Raw genomic sequence first — 17157 nt, 5'->3', positions numbered from 1 at the left:
TCGTCGTGGCGGCGTGAGATGCCCGCCTTGATGGAGGCTTCCGTTGCTTCCTGGTGGGGCCCGTGTACCGGGCAGCACACTGGCCAACGTGGCGGGTGCCCCGGTCTTGAGCACTGCGTCGGAGCCCCGGTCGAGTTCCACGAGGTTGGAGGTGCCGAAGATGCGCTCCGTGCCCTCTTGGTGTGAGCGGCTGCGCCCGGATTTGCCGGAGGAGATTGAGACGTTGGCGTAGCTGTAATCCCCGATCAGGTCTGAGAGTGCGCGGATAAACCAGGTCCCTTGCTCGGCCTGTAGAGCAGTCGCTGCCAGCGTCCCTCGTGGTCGCGGATCGGGCCGTCCAGCTCCCACCGCCGAAACAGCAAGGACACCAGCTCCTGCAACCCGCCCTCGAAACCGACCCCCGCTACCGGACTGGCCAGGCTCAGCGAGCCCATGATCAGCCCCGGACCAGTTGCCATGTCATGCCGTTCCCCCGGCAGTCCTGGATAAACCGGTATCAGAGCGGAAATTCCGGACCGGCCGCAACCCTGGGTCGATCCAAAAAAGTAGTCAGCGAATCATGTTGTCAACGGCTCTGGCGACTATGAAGTGGTGAAGGCGAAACCCATCGTCGATGCAGTGCAAGTGAAGAAGCGGGCAGACCCCCTCTCCTTGGGGCGGCGGGCGCCCAGCCACCCCGACGCGCACCCGTAAAGCCGGTCCCCCAACGGCCAGCTCGCCGCCGTCGTATATTTCGTTCGAGAAAGCCGTCATGCTGGTACTCTCCAATTCCCGTATACCCGGCCCGTAAACCGCCCGGTGCAGGTGCGGCGGTTTCTGCCGCCTTGCAACCCATGGGATTCGAGACACAGAGGTTTCGTGACACCGAGTCGTGACACCGAGTCGTGTAGGAAACTACACCACGGCGCGGTTATGGATCGGAACTGGGGTGCAGAGGGCCGAGCGACGGTCCGTGAGCGTCGCTATGCGGAGGCTCTCAGGGGCTCGAGGGCAGCTAGGACGAGGTCGAGGCCGAAGATGAACTCCTCCGCCGGGTCGTAGCCGGCAGCGACGAGCGCAGCGGCGGACTCGTTGAGGTAGGGGAACTCGTCGGGAGGAAGCTGGGGCAGGTAGACGTCCTTGGCCATGTCCGCGAGCTCGTCGGCGGTGTCGAACGGCAGGGTGGCTGCCTGCAGGGCGTAACCATAGACATAGCTGTCGAGCAACCAGTTGGCGTGCGTCGCCATCAAGACCGGGAAGCCGGCCCTTCGCAGGCAGGCGGTGACCGCTTCGTGGTGGCGGAGGTTCGCGGGCCCCGGCGATGTCCGCGACTCCAACAGGCCGATCGCCCACGGGTGGCGTGCGAGAACCTGCCGGGCGGATACCGCCCGCCGTCGCATCGCCGACTGCCAGTCGGTCTCTTCGGGTGGGAGCTCGATCTCCTCGAACACGATGTCGATCATGGCGTCCAGCAGCTCCTCCTTGCTCGCCACATAGTGGTAGAGCGACATCGCGCCCGCGCCGAGCGCGCCGGCCAGCCGGCGCATACTCAGCCCGTCGACCCCCTCGCGGTCGGCGAGCCGGACCGCCTCGACCACCAACCGCTGCTTGCTCAGCCCCGCGTCTGACGCGACCTTGCGTTGTTCCCTCGCAGACACGGGTCTCCTTGCTCGCTCGAAAGGCTTGACAATAGTACATCGTACGATCAAAGTATACCGTACAGCGTACGACGTACGGTGTACGAGCCAGCGAGAGTCGCGGCTCGGACGTGAGGAGGCCTCTGTGGGAAGCGAACAGCGATCGAATGCCGGAGCACGCCGGGCGCCGGAGGCGAGTCCGGCCGGGCCGGCGACGATGCGGGCCGCCGTTCAGCGCCGCTACGGCCCTCCCTCAGTTCTCGAGTCGTCCAAGGTCGGCTTACCGCTGCCCGGTCGAGGCGATGTGCTCGTCCACGTGGGCGCGGCCTCGGTACACCCTGGGGACTACTTCGTCATGACCGGTGAGCCGTACGTGGTGCGTTTGGCGTTCGGGCTCCGCCGGCCGCGCCACGGCATCCCTGGCAGGGACCTCGCTGGTGTGGTGGCAGCGGTCGGGAAGGATGTCACCGCTCTCCGCCCCGGCGACGAGGTGTTCGGCTGGAGCACCGCTGGAACGCTCGCGGAGTACGCCTGCGTCCCGGCGGACAACCTTGTGTCCGTGCCCGCCAACGTGTCGGTCGTGGACGCGGCAGCGGTGCCCACGTCGGCCATGGCGGCGTTACAGGCGTTGCGCGAGATCGCGAACGTTCAACCGGGCCAGACGGTGCTGGTCACGGGCGCGTCGGGCGGCGTGGGCTCCTTCGCCGTACAGATCGCCAAGTCATTTGGCGCCGAGGTGACGGGTGTGTGCAGCACCGGCAACGTCGACTTGGTCCGGTCGCTCGGTGCCGACCACGTCGTTGACTACACGAGGACCGACTTCACCCGCACCGAGAAGCGCTACGACGTCATCCTCGACAATGTGGAAGCCCAGCCGCTGGCGGATGTCCGCCGAGCGCTGACGCCCACCGGCACCCTCATCCCCAACAGCGGACGCGGCGGCCGCTGGCTCGGCCCCCTCGGTCGGATCGTCAAAGCGCGCGTGCTGTCCGGGTTCACCCGTCAGCAGCTGAGGCCCTTCCTGTCGGTCGAGAAGCGCCAGGACCTGCTCACCCTGGCCGACCTCCTCGCGACCGGGCAGGTCACGCCGGTCATCGACCGCACCTACCCCCTCGACGAAGCAGCGGACGCCCTCCGCTACGTCGGGGCCGGCCACACCCGAGGGAAGGTCGTGATCACCGTCTTAGGACCGGACCGACGAGAACGACCCAACCCGTAAGTATGCACTCCCAGACCTGCCGCCACTCCGGCGGACGGACCGCTCCTCTTGAAAGACCAACCGATGACCATCCGAACGAAAATCCCGAATTTGCTCGACAACCCACCGATCCCCGTGCAGGCCAAGCTCGCGGCAGCCTGGACCAGCCTCATGTTCCTCGTCATTTACATCGACTACTACCACCTCTACCAGCCCGGCGAAATCGACTTAATTCGCGGTGGCGTCATCTTCGAGTTCAACATCAGCGGGACATTGATGTCCATTTTCTTCGTGATTATCGCGATCCCGGCCCTGATGATCATGCTCTCCATGACGCTGCCCGCCCGTGTGAACCGCGCCACGAACCTCGTCGTTGCATCGCTGTACATCCCCGTCATGGTGTTCAACGCGGCAGGGGCGTCCTGGGACTACGCCTTTTACTACGCCCTCACTATCGGAGTCGAAGTGCTGATCCTGGCCTTCATCCTGCGCGCCGCCTGGACCTGGCCCCGCACCGCACCGTCGGCGACCATGCCGACCATGCCGACCAGCCATGAGGCCGATCGCGCCCTGCCGCAAGCGTGAACCCAAGAGCAGTACGCGTCCTGTTAGGAGCCATCTGCCTCGGTGCCGCGGTGTGGGCCTCCTGGCGGTGGGATACCAACTACCACTGGGACCTCGCGTAGGGGCCTTCCAAGGCCCCTACCGGCAGGTCATGGACGGCGCTGCACCGGACCGACCCGGACCTGTTTCCGACGGCCCACCACCGGCTGTCCCTGTTTTTCATCATGCAGGGCAAAGCGTACAACCAGTCTGTCGAGGCCAAGGTGACGGAAGAGGACGAACCGGCCGTCCGGTCCTGGCTTGCCGAGCGCACGGCAACCATGCGCGCCATGTGGGAGCCGTTCCTGAGCTAGCCCGCTGGAGCCTTCACTTCGACCGCGACCGGCGCCGCAGCCCCTGGTAGAGACCGGCAATGGCCAGGGGAAACGCGACCATTGCGGCCACGTGCCGGATCAGGCTGGCGGGTGCAAGGAGCGATGCTACGCCGACCAGGATGGCTGGCGTAGCAACGAAGGCAATAACCCAGCGGGGATGCCTGAGAAATACGGACAAGGCAGCCGCCGCCAGGGAAGCCACCGCTGCGGCGAAGATGAAGAGCCTGCCTACCCGCAGGTCTTCAACGACCGGAGGGTCTGGCATGTAGCCGAAGAACATCGCCCCCCACAGGCCTATGCTCACTCTTTTCGGTGAAAAGGTGTTCTAGACAAACCCCATTTTCCGCGAAAGACAGGCATTCTCGGTTTAAACCGCCGACGGAGCCCCGATTACCGTAGGTGGATCAAGGCTGAGAGCCGGTTGAAGAAGACCGAGACAGCCCTGGATCTGATGGGAAAACTACAGGCGTTGTTAGAGAGCGCCTCCGAGGATCTGCCGCACGGGCCCCGGTCCAGGAAACACTGATGGCCACCTACCGGTCGATGCTGGAACTGAAAATCCCCTTACGCCGGGCGGCACTCTTGACCGGCTGTGCGCGGACGACCATTGAAGACAAGCGCGGCTGGTTCATGGAGCTGGTGTAGCGCAGCTGGTACCTGAGGCGTCTCACGGTCGCCGATCATACCGCACTGGTAAACTGAACAAAACTGTTTGAGTAGTGGAGATAAGAGGGCCTCGTGTCTGATGTACAGAAAGAGCGAGCAAAGCGGGTGGACGCCGTCCGGAACAGGGACGCCATCATCGATGCGGCCTTGATCTGTCTGGGGGAAAATCCCGGGGCAAGCATGTCCGAGATTGCCCGCGTTGCAGGAGTGGGCCGGGTCACTTTGTACGGACATTTCACAGCCAGGGAAGAGCTAGTTAGTGCCGTCTTCGAGAGGACCATGGAGCGCGCCGAAGCCGAACTCGAAGCAGTAGACGTTGAGCAGGACACCTGGATGACCTTGAGCGAGCTCGTCCAGTCATCGTGGCGGGTCCTGTACCAGTTCAACTCTCTGCTGGCCGCGGCCGAACGCTATTTGTCGTCCGACCAGATCCGGGCGCACCATGACAAACCGCTTGCCCGGGTGATGTTCGTGCTGGAAAAAGGCCGAGGTGAAGGGCTCTTCCGCGCCGATCAGCCTCTCGCGTGGCAGGCGGCGTGCTTCTATGCCATCCTCCATAGCGCGGCCGCCGAAATTCGGGCGGGACGTCTGAACGAAGCCGACGCAACAAGGATCCTCCCGTCAACCATCTGCGCTCTTCTCACTCCCGCCCCGGAGCCGATTCGGAATTCAGACAAACGCAACCCGTTGAGCGAGACCTAAAATAACTGGAGACGCGCTACGTTGTGGCGACGAGTTGCCGGGGCGTCAATCCCCGTTTCCCACGCCCGCGGTTGCTTTTCCAAGGTCGGTTGCGGGCACCTTCGATGGCTGGTCCACGTGTCTTTTCACTGGGCGGAGAAAGAGAAAAGCGATGATTGCTGCAGACATCGCCAACGTGCCGGCCGCCGCGAATGCGCGTCGGAATCCGTTTTCTATCGAATCGCTTTGGCTTCCGGCCGCCATGATTGCGCTGAAAACGGCAACACCGCCATCGTGGATGGTGTGAAACTCAAAGCGACTCACGCTGCGGCCAAAAGCAGACCCGGCAATACATCCACTGAATATGAAACGTCCGACGACCCTCGAGAGAGCCACAAGTGGCCTCCTGTCAGCAGTAGCAGCCCCTACCGTCAAAGTCCGCTCAGGACCCAGCGCGCGAACAGTGCGCGGCAGAAGAAGCAACGATCGCTTGAACCCGCCCAGCGGGCACTCTTGCTGGCCGCCCATGGGCACAAACTATGGGCCATTGACACACCGCTCCACCGAGGAAGCCGACTAGTGCACCGACCGCCACCGATTGGTCGCGGAACAAGGTCGAGGGAACGATCGGATCGGCAGCCCGGCGCTCGCATCTAAGGAAGTACGCAAAGAGGCCCACACTGATACCCGTCCCCCAAATGACTTCCAGAGAGAGCCATCCCCGATCAGCGCCAAGCACAAGTGAGAGTGCTGCGGGGCTCAGAATGGCCGCACCGAGTCCTTGCAGCGCACGGGTACCAACCAGGAAGGTCTCATTTGGTGCAATACCGGCCAAGAGCGTTGACAGCGAAAAGATGGTGGCACCCGCCACGAATGATTGTGTCAACTTGATTGGAGCCCACCCAGACGGCCCGACCGGCACCCAGGTGCGGCCTTTACGCTGTCCAGAAAGCAGGGTCGAACCCGTTTGGCCAGGGTGACACGGCTCCGTTCATCGCTCGCAGCCAAGCATTGGTTCCTTCGGGCGGCAGAGCTATTTGCCGCCGATCATGCGTGGACGCTGGGCCGGTGGCCCGAGAGGAGCGATCCTAGATACGCACGGACACAGCAACGGCACCGGAGCCTTCCCTGCATCTTGGTTCCTGCGTTTAGGCTGGGGATACTCATGTGCCCATGGCGCCAGATCTCACGTATTCTCACCGGGCACATCCTGCCCGTTAGGGGTAAATCTTCTCTCCGCTCGAGCACAGTAATGAGCGCCCGGCGAAGTCCTTCCGACCATCGATAGCAACTGGGTTCTCCCCCACGTGGTGGGGTAACGGTGCTCATGATCTTCCCGCCCGCCCGGTTCGACGAGTGACCCGTGATTGCTTCAGGGGTCCCTGGAATTTCAGGGCCGGTTGAGCCGGGCACCCGCCTGCTTATTCTGAGCAGTTTCGCCCCGCTGTGTGTCCCGTCCGTGGACGGACTGATTGACCCCGTCCACGGCCTCGGCCATTACACAGTCGTTGCGACAGTCTCCTATCCAAGGCGCCCCCACAAAGGCGTATCTTCTCAGCACCAGCCGAGGGTAGGTGAACTCATCGCTGCGCTGAATCTCATCTGGACCACCGCCAGATTCTCGAGGCACGCATCGATCAAGCGAAATGGGAAGAGATGCATAATCGACTTGGGCCGTCGCTGAGAGCGCGCCGGCCGAAGGCCTAAGTTGGCAATCTCCGGCCGCGAGCTTGGGTGCTAAACCACGCCCACCTTGCTCAGAAAGTCCCGAATTTTCTCTGCCATAACCTTGGAATGTGTCCAGTGCAGGTAGTGTGCTCCGTCGAGGACGACAAGCTCGTGGCGTGTCACGTTGGCCAGCTGGCGTTCATGCGCAGCGCGCCAGTCCGGCTGCTGGTTCATGGTCTCCTGGGATAAAAAGTCGAGCACAGGAAGATCGTTGGGGTATCGGACGGCCTGAAGTTTCGTGGCGTTCTCCCCTACCCGGAACGTTTCGTCGGTGACGGCCTGGTTGCCGAAATTCCAGCTGGTCATCTGGCGCATTTGCTCACGTTCAGCTGTGGTGAAGCCGTCGCCCCCGGGTTCTCCGTAGCCCAGACCCGCGGCCCACCGGATCAGTCCGGTCGTGGAAGGAATGTGCGCCCACGAGTAGTCCGTTGCGGTTGCCTCCGCGGGGCCGGGCGAAGCTGCTACCGACGCCTTGCCGGAAGGGACGGTGGGATCGATGCCGATGACTGCGTTCAGTTCGCCGGGATATTTGTTTGCATAGTACAGAGTCGAAAAACCGGAAATCGAGTGCCCGATGAGTGTATAGGGACCCCTTATGCCGAGCTTTCCTATTACTTCATGAAGTTCTTCGGTGATGTTCTCCACGGTTCGGGGCCTGGCGGTCATGTCGCTGTAGCCGTAACCGAACCCCTCCACGGCAACGACCTGATAGCCGCCCAACTCCCGGATCAGTGGCGCAAAATCCAGTCCCGGGGCCGGGGTTCCAAGCCCGGTGATCAGGACAAGCGTCGGGCCTGTATCGCCGGTGCGTGTGACGTTGATAGCACCCTCGCTGATCTGGACTTTTTCTCCGTATGCGACGGCATTGGATTTTTCGACTTTCTCCACGATGAGGTTTGTTGCGGTTGAAGCCAGTAGCAACCCGGCGAGGCCCAACGCCATCAACCCGGTCGCGCGGAGGAGCCGTTTGCGCCGAGGCCGGCGGCTGGGCTGGGCAGGGGCTGAACCGGCGGTCTGGTCGAGGTTTGCGGGCATGGTGGAACTCCAGGGAGTAGGGACTCGGGGGTGCGGGCGGCGTTCCAAACTTGGACGGGATCTATATCTGTCACGGCTGCCGACTCACTAAATCATACAAGCATGTTTGAGATAACGCTAGACGTTGCCGCCCAGTTCCATAGATGTCCGAAGGATCTGGTGGGAGGAGTCGGCAATGGGTTGCCTGCCGACGCCGGTGGAGCCTGTGAAGGAGAGATTCCGCAGCCGGCTGTCCCGGATCAAGGGGCCCGTGACTTCCCCTGGCCTGGTGGTGGGGATGACGTTGAGGACACCAGCGGGGAGGCCCGCTTCGATCAGGACCTCCGTCAGCAGCAGTGCGGTCAGGGGTGTGAGGTTGGCGGGCTTGAGGACCATGGTGCAGCCGGCCGCAATGGCTGGGGCGATCTTGCGGGTGGCCATGGCAAGCGGGAAGTTCCACGGTGTGATGAAGAGGCACGGGCCCACGGGGCGTTTGGTGACCAGCAGTCTGGACCTGCCATCCGGCGCGGTGCAGTAGCGGCCCGAAATGCGGACGGCCTCTTCGGAGAACCAGCGAAGGAATTCGGCCCCGTAGGCGACCTCACCCCGGGATTCAGCCAGGGGTTTGCCCATGCGCATCGGTAGGCTACGCCGATGGCGCTGGGGACGCGGCGCAGCCGCAGACAGTTCGGCCACACGGAGTGGTCCTGGATGCATACGCGTTCAACGAGGGCTGGCTGATCGCCACCTCGCTCTGGATAGTTGCGGAACCGGGTTCGGGCGTCCACAATGACCTCATGCCTGCCGAGCCCTACTCCGCACCGGTTCCCGAAGAGTTGCAGTTGAGCCGTGCCGATGCGTATGCCCGTGGCCGCCAACTGCGCCGGACCACGCGGCGTAGTGCACTGGCAGAGCGGAGCACGGCACATCGTGACGCCGTTGCTCATATCCGCGAACAGAACGAAGACCGCAACCAGGAACTGGTGCCCCTGCGGATGGAGCGCATGCTCGAGAACCCCTTCGCGTTCTACCGAGGGACAGCCGGGCTGATGGCCATGGACCTCGCCTGCGACTCGCACTCGGGGATCGTGGTCGCGGCATGCGGTGACGCGCACATCAGCAACTTCGGCTTCTATGCCTCCCCGGAACGCAAACTCGTCTTCGACCTCAACGACTTCGACGAGGCCGGCGTGGCCCCGTGGGACTGGGACCTCAAACGGCTCGTCACGAGCGTGGTGGTCGGTGGAATGCACGCCGAGTACACGGAACGCGAGGTGCGCAAGGCAGCACAAGGGACCGTAAGGGCGTACCGCAGCGCACTGACGACGATGCTGGAACGAAACCCGTACGAGCGCTACTACATGCATAGCAACATCAAATTCGCCCGCAGCCTCCTGAGCGCGGACGCCCAGAAGGTGCTGCACCACGCGATCAGGACGGCCAGGAAGCGCACCAATCAGCGGGCCGTGCGTCGCACCACGCAGATGGACGACGACGGTCGCCTGCGTTTCGTTGAACAGCCTCCGGCAATGACGACTGCGTCCGTGCAGAAAAACGACGTGGTACCGCGCCTGTTCGCCGAATACCGTCGCACGGTCAGTCTCGACGTCCGCACCGTTCTGGCCCAGTACACCCCCACCGATCTGGCCCGCCGCGTGGTCGGCGTCGGGAGCGTAGGGACCCGTTGCTTCCTGCAATTGCTGCAGTCCCCCGACGGGGATGCGCTTCTGCTCCAGGTGAAGGAGGCCGGGCAGTCAGTGCTGGAACGTTACGGCGGCATCCCGCAGCCGAGCAGCAGCGCGCAGGATGTGGCAGCGCATGGTCAGGGTACCCGCGTGGTCCAGCTCCAACGGGTGCTGCAGGCAGTGTCGGATCCGTTCCTCGGGCATCTGCAGACCGACGAACGCGACTACTACGTGCGCCAGTTCCATGACATGAAAGGATCGATCGACCTGGCGGGACTCGACTTTGTCCCGTTCTTCGACTACGTACGCACGTGCGCACTCCTGCTCGCACGCGCCCACGCGCAAAGCCCCGCGGCAGGCCAGATTCTCGGCTACCTGGGCAAATCCGAGGCCGCCACCGAAGCTGTTGTCGACTGGTCGTTCAGCTACGCCCGGCAATCGCTGCTCGACTATGAGGCCCTTCTCGCTGCGCACTGATCGTCAGGTGCGGACACTGACCGACCGCGTTAGAGCCACCCGTCCGGGGCACACACATCCCTCGCCGAATTCGAACGCGAACTCATCTCCGAACGCACCATCGCACAGGCGATCGGTCAAGATCCGGTCTGGGGCATCGTCGCGCTGCTCGCCCAGCGTGCGTTGACGCCGGCGGAGGCAGAGATCGTCCGGATCTGATTGAGGGCAACCTAGCCTGCTCCCACCGCCAAGACAGCGAGGACAGCGATGCCGGATACCCAGAAGCCGGAGGCTGCGATGACGGGGACAATGGCTGCGGCGGTCAAATTGACCCCTGGGAAGGCCATGGCAGCAAAGCCCACCAACTCCTACAACCCGCCCCCGAGGCCGGCCCCGCCTGCCGACTGGCCAGGCTCAGCAAGCTCATGGTCAGCTCCGGATCCGTTGTCAGGTCATGCCGTTCCCCCCGCAGACCTGCATGAACAGGTATCTAAGCGGAAAATCCGGACAGAACGCAAAGCTGGATCCATCCAAAGAATAATCAGCAAGTCACGTCGTAAGCGGCCCCGACCACCATGAAGTGGCGAACGCGAAAACCCAACGGAAGGACGAACGAGGTTGAACTCCCATAGGAGGCCCCACGGGGCGGTACCGGATCCGCCGTAGAGGGCCGCTCCCGCACACAACTAAATAGGTCTATCCGGGACCCCACACACCCGCAACATCAGATCAGCGGCAAGAGTGTGGACACTGTCCACACGAAAAACACCAGGAAATGCCCTGACCTGCGGAAACACTGTGCCCGAGGTGGGACTCGAACCGGGTTCCAGCCCTTGAAAACACTGGACTCCCGCCCAAACATCCCGAATCCGGGCCAGTCCGAGACCCAAAGTGTGGACAATGTCCACACCTCGAATTCTCCCCACCAGAGGCCTCCCCGAAAAAAGCCGCACCCCGCATCGACAGGGTGCGGCGCTACTTTCCCCTGCAAAACTTGATCCTGCCGGAGAAGTTCAACCGCGGCTGCAACCGGGAGTCCTGCCCGCGCTCGTTACGGACTACCCGCCACTCCCGCCGCGCGCGCTGAGTCTCCAGGCTCTGCATAGCGATTCCACCTCCCTCATTCCCTTCATGGTCCGGAAATCCAACAGCCGCATGACCGATTCTCTAGTCTTGCCGAATCGACCAGGTACAATTCCGGCGCTAGCCAATATGTCGTCGTCGGACGCCCGCTCTGGGCTGAAAATGGTGCCGTGGTCGACTGTCACCGCCGTGTCTCTTCGGTTCTTTCAGGCCGTGCGCTAGCCGGGTGCTGGGGATCACGCTTGGGGCCCTTCACTGTTCTTTGCCGAGAACGAGGGCTAGATTCCGTTTTTCCCGGTGATCCCCACGGGCGGTCGCTGATGCAATCAGAGCGGGTGCGTTTGATGAGGAGATGACTAAGGCCGTGCTGGCTGAATCCCAGGATGACGAACAGATTATCGCCAGGGTCACTGCCCTGGATGTCGGCAAAGCCGAACTCGTGTGTTGTATCCGGGTCCCGGCGCGGGAGAACCCGAAGAAGCGCTGGCAGGAGGTGGATACCCATTCAACGAGAACCCTGTCGCTGGCGGAGCTGGCCAACCCTCTGGTCGACCTGCGTATCGAGCGGGTGATGACGGAGGCGACCAGCGAATATTGGAAACCGGTGTTCTACCTGCTCGAGGCGCACGGGCTCGAGCCGTGGCTGGTCAAAGCACGCGACGTGAGGCACCTTCCGGGGCGGCCCAAAACCGACGTGCTCGATTCGGTCTGGCTCTGCAAGGTCGCAGAACGGCAGATGCTGCGGCCCAGCTTCGTACCCCCCCGTTACATTTATTGAGTCCCCGAAGGCCGGGGATTTGGTCGCTGGACCCGGTATGACTTTCTCGCCCTGTCACTCATGATCCGGGGGGTGTTGTCGCCGGGTCCGGAGACACACGTTGACTGCTGATAGGGACACGGCCAGCCCCTTTTCCGGGGCGAGGTCTCTTTGTAACGTGGGTGCCAGCATCGGGTGTCATGACTGCGGCCAGACAGCGCGAAGGAGCGCCGGCATGGACGAGGAGATCGCTGTTTTCTGCGGGCTGGACGTTGGAAAATCCGAACACCACGCGACCGCCCTGGACCGGGCGGGAGGACGGATTTTTGATAAGCCTCTGCCGCAGGACGAGGCCCGGCTGCGCGAACTGTTTACCGGGCTGCAGGAGCACGGCAAAGTCCTGGTGGTCGTGGACCAGCCCAACACCATCGGCGCACTGCCGATTGCCGTTGCGCGGGACTGCGGCTGCACGGTCGCTTATCTGCCGGGACTGGCGATGCGCAAAGCCGCGGACCTGTATCCGGGCAAGTCCAAAACGGATGCCCGGGACGCGTTCATCATCGCCGAAACGGCACGGGCGATGCCCCACACCCTCAGGGCGGTCGACAAGGACAGCGAAGTGCTCGCAGCGTTGAAGGTCCTGTCCGGATTCGACGCCGACCTGACCCATGAATGCACCCGGGCGATCAACCGGCTGCGGTCCCTGCTGTTGCAGATCTTCCCTGCCCTGGAGCGGGTTTTCCCCGGCACCGTCCTGACTCGTGCACTCGTCCTGGAGCTGTTCATCAAATATGCGGGACCGGCCGGTCTGCGGGCAGCCGGACGCGGCCACGTGCTGCGCTGGGCCCGGAACCACAGCCGCAAAGACCCCTCCGGGCTCATCGACGCGGTCTTCACGGCCCTGGGCGAGCAGAGTGTCACTGTGATCGGCACCGAAGCCGTTGAACTGGTGATCCCACGCGTGGCAGGCCAGATCAAGGAACTCAAACACCAGCGGGCCATCGTGGCCGCCGAGGTCGGAAGGCTCCTGGACGATTTCCCTCTTTCCACGGTCTTGATGTCCATGCCGGGAGTCGGTATCAAGACCGCAGCGACCATACTCCTGAGCATCGGAGACGCCAGCGCATTCGCCTCAGCCGCTCACCTCGCCGCCTACGCCGGCATTGCACCCGTGACGCGGCGATCCGGCACCTCGATCCGCGGCGAGTTCCCCGCACGATCGGGCAACAAACAGCTCAAGAACGCGCTCTTCAGATCCGCCTGGATCGCCAGCTGCCACCACCCGGCGTCCAAGGCCTACTACGGGAGGAAACGCGACCAGGGCAAAAAGCACAACGCCGCCGTCATCTGCCTCGCCCGCCGTCGCTGCGACGTCATCTACGCCATGCTCAAACACGGCACCTTCTACGAAGAGAAACCCGCCCCGGCCGCTTGACTAAAAGCATAGGGACACCCCCCCCGATCCCGATCCGGCAGTTGCGGGACGTGATCCGGTACCGGATGGATCTGATCGGGGCAAGGACCGCGGAGAAGAACCGGGTCGAAAAACTCCTCGAGGACGCCTGCATCAAACTCTCCGTTGTTTCCTCGGACATTTCGGGGTGTCCGGGCGGGGGATGATTGCCAAGGCGGCGAGGATGCCGACCAGCAGCTCGACCCGGGAACGGGAGCTCATTGCTTCCGCCTGAGTGCTGGCCAGCGCGCGGTGAGCTCACTTTCGTCGATTTCCCCTCGGGCGAACCGCTCGTTGAGGATCCGTTCGGCCTCGTCGTGGGGTGCATAAGGTCCGTAGGGGCCCGGTGCTGCTGGACCCTGGCCGCGGCGGAGCAACAGGATCACCACGGTGACGACACCGCCCCAGAAGAGCAGCATCACCAGCGCCATCAAGATCCATGCCCCGGTTCCCCAACTGCCGTCCCATACATCATGTGCGTGTCTCCTTCGTGGTGCAGGGTTACATGGTCCCGGACTCCAGGGGGCAGTAGTGACCGCCGGTCACGGGCAAAGACTTCCTTAGGCTGCGGCCGCTTCGACGGCCGGGCCGCCGAAGCGCCATTCAAGCATCCCTTCGTGCGGCTGCCGGGCCGGGCGGCCAGCTGGAATCCAGTCCAAGGAAGGCCACGCGCTTGGTTTTGACCCCGGCAACGTGCTCCTGGGCCACGTAACCTCTGCCGGCTCGCTTACCAATGCCGATGGTGTTCACATTGATGATGCCCTCCCATCCCGGCTGGCCACGGCCGCGCCATCCGGCGTATCCGCCGCCGGGCCCCCATCCCCGACCCATCATGCCGCCCGGGTCCAGCCGCGATCTGCAGTGCTTGCAGACAGTCGCTCCTGGTTTAATGCTCTCTTTGCAGAACGGGCAAAGTCCCTGATGTTCTGGTGACTCCGAGCCGAGAAAGGAACCGCAGTGTTTGCAGATGATGGCACCGGCTTTGATCGTCTCCCTGCAGTAGGGACATTCGGCAGTCCCACCGTGGGCCGCAGATTCGTTTGGGCCCGCAGCGTGCGCTGATGGCTCACTCATTCGTTTCCTCCTGTGAATTTTCGTAACAACCCGGAGATGTGCTGCGAAAACCGGAGCGTCCCGGATGGTTCCCCCGCTTCCAGACCCTGGCGCAGCGCCAGTTAATCCCCTCATGCAGGCACGCAACAGGGAACAAGGTCACCCGGATGAGATGATTTTCTGCGATCCGGCCAACGCGGCCGATACTTGAGCCGAGAACAACAGGACGGTCTTTTGGGGGCCGATCATAGTCCTTCCGGTATGGCTCGGTGTTTGGGCTCAGAGCATGGATCCAAGCGCGGTCGGTACAAACGGCTCCGGGGTCCTCGATCCCGGTACAGGGTCGCGTGGCCCGGGACGGTGAACTGTCCCGGGCCACGCGCGCTGTCTTCAGGGCCGATGCCTCACGAGCCTCAGGCGCGGCCCTTGAGGATCAGGTTCCAGTACATAAACGGCAGTCCGTAGCGCTTGAGCAGCCACATGTCGCTGCGTTCCTTGGTGGTGTCGATGAAGGGGATGCTGGGGGCGGGCTGGAGGGTGTAGTCGAATTCAGCCAGCAGCATCTTTCCCCGCGCTGTGGTTAGCGGACATGAAGCGTACCCGCTGTACTGGGCCGCCGTCGGTGATCCGTTCATGGCTGCCAGAAGGTTCTTCACCAGCACCGGGGCCTGTTTGCGGATCGCCGCTCCGGTCTTCGAATTCGGCGTGGACCCGGCGTCGCCCAAGGCAAACACTTCCGGGTAGCGCTTGTGCCGCATGGTGTGTTTATCGACGTCCACGTAGCCTGCGGGGTTGGCCGGATCAGCCAGCGGCGTGTGCTTGAGCCAGTCCGGGGCCGACTGCGGCGGCACAACGTGGAGCAAGTCGTAGTCCAGGGACTCCTTGGACTCTGCCGCGTTGTCAGTAATCACCACCGTGCCCGCGGAGGGGTCCACCTCAGTCACCTCGCTGTTGAAGCGGACTTCGATGCCATATTTCTCAACCACCCGCTCCAGCTCATCGGCGAAAACCTTCACCCCGAACATGCCCGGCGTGGGCAGAACCATGACCACCCGGATGTTATCCAGCACCCCCTGCTTACGCCAGTAGTCGGCAGCCAGGTACGCGATTTTCTGCGGGGCGCCGGCGCACTTGATGGGACCCGAGGGCTGGGTGAAGACGGCCGTCCCGGACTTTAGGTTGCGGATCATGTCCCAGGTCTTCGGCGCCAGGTCGAACCGGTAGTTACTGGACGCCGCCGGGGATTCCATGGCTTCGGCCATGCCGGGAATCTTGTCCCAGTCCAACTGGATTCCGGGACAGACGACCAGATAGTCGTACGTGACGGAACCGCCGGACGACAGTGCGACACTGCGGCTCTCCGGATCAATGTCCGTCGCAGCGTCCTTGATCCAGGCAACACCCTGGGGCATGACGGATGCCTGCGGACGAACCGTCTCCTCCTGGCTGGCGACGCCTCCGCCGACCAGAGTCCACAACGGCTGGTAATAATGCTGCTCGCTCGGCTCAATCAGACCAATATCGGTCCGCCCTGCATTGCGGAGCCGGGCGGCAACACTCAGCCCCGCGTTGCCGCCGCCGATGATCAGGATCTCGTGGTGCATAGACATTGGTAAGGCGCCTCTCTAGGAATCGAAGCGTCGCTTTAGCATCGACGCCGGACATATCGGGTTGTGACCGTGCCACGAACCCTGCGTAGCCGGCAGTGGGTGCGTCTTCGCCTCCGCTGCCGGGCCCACGCCGCCTCCATGTGGTCCGAACCCGTGATACCTACCACAATATACCCCTGGGGGTATGTCGGCGACCCCTTGCCGCAGCTTCCTGCACCACATCGGATGTTGAGAGCCCTGCGGGCCAGGTGGCCCCGCCCGGTCTTCAGTGCCGGCTTCGACGCGATCGCCAAGGAGCGCAAAAAGGGTCCCTTCCTTCGTGCGCCGGCGCCCGCTTCCAGCGGCGCTAGTGGCCGGTTGGCTTCGGCCTGCCCCAGAGATCGGCGTGGAACAGCGGGGCCAGCAGGCAAAAGTTGAACACTCCGGCCGCGATCATGACTCCGCCGAGGACAGCCAGCAGAATGCCCCATAGGCCGCCGGCTCCCAAAATTCCTACCGCAGCCAGCACCAGACCAGCGGCTATCCGCAAAACCCTGCCGGACATGCCGCGCATAAAGGCTACAAATTCCATGATTCTTCTCCGTTTCCCTGGTACTTCTACGGTGTTAGACGCCCTTCAGACGCCGCCGGAGTGAACTGGACATGCGTGGTGTTGGCCTGGGACTCAATTACGACACCCCGGGTCCCGCTGCCATCATCTCTCTCCGGTCCCAATCAACCGCTTGGCCGTTCCGGCCTGGCCTGCGGCAGGCTATCTGGAGCCCGTCGGGGAGTCGGCGCTTCAGTTCCCGGGGATTTTTGCGCCGCTGAGTGTGCAGGCTGCCCGGAGCCGGGTGTCGGCGTCGTTGGCGACCTCGCGGACGGCCGGACTGTCGCTGAGCTTCACCATGGTCTGCGGATCGATGGCCTGGAGGGTCGACTCGGCCGCATCCTTGCCCCGGCGGACGACGACGTTGCGGGGCAGCAGCGCACCCATGTCCGGTTCAGCGGAGAGTGCCCGGCTGGCCAGGGCGGGGTTGCAGGCGCCGGGGATCATGCAGTCGCCGAGGTCCTCGGCGGCGCGGGCGCCGAGTTTGGACGTAAACGGGGCGCGGACGTCGAGCTCCGAGAGGATGCCGAACCCCTGTCCGGCGAGGGCCGCGCGGGTGCACTGCACGGCCTCCTCCCAGGCCAGCGGGACGGTGACAGTATGCGTAAAACTCATAGCTACTCCTGCAAA

The 17157-nt window shown here is 63.4% G+C and carries 16 protein-coding genes and 2 pseudogenes; 9 read left to right on the top strand and 9 right to left on the bottom strand.

Features of this window, described 5'->3' with window-relative positions; all coding sequences use genetic code 11:
• Positions 1 to 245: 245 nt before the first annotated feature.
• On the bottom strand, positions 246 to 458 hold the full coding sequence (locus tag VUN84_08255) for a hypothetical protein (protein ID XAS65610.1): 213 nt from the start codon (positions 456 to 458) through the stop codon (positions 246 to 248).
• A 504-nt stretch (positions 459 to 962) separates the two neighbouring features.
• Positions 963 to 1637, bottom strand: a complete 675-nt coding sequence (locus tag VUN84_08250) for a TetR/AcrR family transcriptional regulator (protein XAS65796.1) — start codon at positions 1635 to 1637, stop codon at positions 963 to 965.
• Between the two features lie 124 nt (positions 1638 to 1761).
• On the opposite strand from VUN84_08250, the gene VUN84_08245 reads away from it, so the two are divergent.
• From VUN84_08245 to VUN84_08235, 3 genes are all read left to right on the top strand, one after another.
• On the top strand, positions 1762 to 2835 hold the full coding sequence (locus VUN84_08245) for an NAD(P)-dependent alcohol dehydrogenase (GenBank protein ID XAS65609.1): 1074 nt from the start codon (positions 1762 to 1764) through the stop codon (positions 2833 to 2835).
• Positions 2836 to 2898: 63 nt separating this feature from the next.
• Complete coding sequence (locus tag VUN84_08240) at positions 2899 to 3399, top strand: DUF6326 family protein (protein ID XAS65608.1); 501 nt, start codon at positions 2899 to 2901, stop codon at positions 3397 to 3399.
• A 203-nt stretch (positions 3400 to 3602) separates the two neighbouring features.
• Positions 3603 to 3731: a hypothetical protein gene (locus tag VUN84_08235; protein ID XAS65607.1), complete on the top strand. Its 129-nt coding sequence runs from the start codon at positions 3603 to 3605 to the stop codon at positions 3729 to 3731.
• A gap of 13 nt (positions 3732 to 3744) precedes the next feature.
• Here VUN84_08235 and VUN84_08230 read toward each other — a convergent pair whose 3' ends face one another.
• Positions 3745 to 4056 carry a hypothetical protein gene (locus tag VUN84_08230; protein ID XAS65606.1) on the bottom strand — a complete coding sequence of 104 codons (312 nt, stop codon included), beginning with the start codon at positions 4054 to 4056 and terminating at the stop codon, positions 3745 to 3747.
• Between the two features lie 434 nt (positions 4057 to 4490).
• Here VUN84_08230 and VUN84_08225 point away from each other — a divergent pair, with 434 nt between their 5' ends.
• Positions 4491 to 5120 (top strand): TetR/AcrR family transcriptional regulator, encoded by a 630-nt coding sequence (locus VUN84_08225; protein ID XAS65605.1) that lies wholly within the window; start codon positions 4491 to 4493, stop codon positions 5118 to 5120.
• Between the two features lie 151 nt (positions 5121 to 5271).
• A complete protein-coding gene (locus VUN84_08220; protein ID XAS65604.1) occupies positions 5272 to 5406 on the top strand; it encodes a hypothetical protein in 135 nt (44 codons plus the stop codon).
• A 1430-nt stretch (positions 5407 to 6836) separates the two neighbouring features.
• Here the strand turns inward: VUN84_08220 and VUN84_08215 are convergent.
• Positions 6837 to 7862 (bottom strand): alpha/beta hydrolase, encoded by a 1026-nt coding sequence (locus VUN84_08215; protein ID XAS65603.1) that lies wholly within the window; start codon positions 7860 to 7862, stop codon positions 6837 to 6839.
• 123 nt (positions 7863 to 7985) lie between these two features.
• Positions 7986 to 8474, bottom strand: a pseudogene (locus VUN84_08210) (aldehyde dehydrogenase family protein).
• 68 nt (positions 8475 to 8542) lie between these two features.
• Between VUN84_08210 and VUN84_08205 the strand changes: the two are divergent.
• The 4 genes and pseudogenes from VUN84_08205 to VUN84_08190 all read left to right on the top strand — a co-directional run bounded on the left by VUN84_08205 (position 8543) and on the right by VUN84_08190 (position 13424).
• Complete coding sequence (locus VUN84_08205) at positions 8543 to 10003, top strand: DUF2252 domain-containing protein (GenBank protein XAS65602.1); 1461 nt, start codon at positions 8543 to 8545, stop codon at positions 10001 to 10003.
• 1414 nt (positions 10004 to 11417) lie between these two features.
• The gene (locus VUN84_08200; protein ID XAS65601.1) at positions 11418 to 11843 is read left to right on the top strand and encodes a transposase; all 426 of its coding nucleotides are present in this window, start codon (positions 11418 to 11420) and stop codon (positions 11841 to 11843) included.
• Positions 11844 to 12057: 214 nt separating this feature from the next.
• A complete protein-coding gene (locus VUN84_08195; GenBank protein XAS65600.1) occupies positions 12058 to 13257 on the top strand; it encodes an IS110 family transposase in 1200 nt (399 codons plus the stop codon).
• 17 nt (positions 13258 to 13274) lie between these two features.
• Positions 13275 to 13424: pseudogene (locus VUN84_08190) on the top strand (IS110 family transposase).
• A 69-nt stretch (positions 13425 to 13493) separates the two neighbouring features.
• Here VUN84_08190 and VUN84_08185 read toward each other — a convergent pair.
• From VUN84_08185 to VUN84_08170, 4 genes are all read right to left on the bottom strand, one after another.
• Complete coding sequence (locus tag VUN84_08185) at positions 13494 to 13706, bottom strand: SHOCT domain-containing protein (protein ID XAS65599.1); 213 nt, start codon at positions 13704 to 13706, stop codon at positions 13494 to 13496.
• Positions 13707 to 14741: 1035 nt separating this feature from the next.
• Entirely contained in the window at positions 14742 to 15938 is a 1197-nt protein-coding gene (locus tag VUN84_08180; protein XAS65598.1) for an FAD/NAD(P)-binding oxidoreductase, read from the bottom strand.
• A gap of 346 nt (positions 15939 to 16284) precedes the next feature.
• Entirely contained in the window at positions 16285 to 16509 is a 225-nt protein-coding gene (locus VUN84_08175) for a DUF2892 domain-containing protein (GenBank protein XAS65597.1), read from the bottom strand.
• 210 nt (positions 16510 to 16719) lie between these two features.
• Positions 16720 to 17142 carry a DUF302 domain-containing protein gene (locus VUN84_08170; protein ID XAS65596.1) on the bottom strand — a complete coding sequence of 141 codons (423 nt, stop codon included), beginning with the start codon at positions 17140 to 17142 and terminating at the stop codon, positions 16720 to 16722.
• Between the last annotated feature and the right edge of the window lie 15 nt (positions 17143 to 17157).

Source organism: Micrococcaceae bacterium Sec5.8 (genome assembly GCA_039636775.1).
GTDB lineage: Bacteria > Actinomycetota > Actinomycetes > Actinomycetales > Micrococcaceae > Arthrobacter.
The sequence above is the reverse complement of the archived record's forward strand: the minus strand, read 5'-3'. Positions and strand labels throughout refer to the sequence as shown.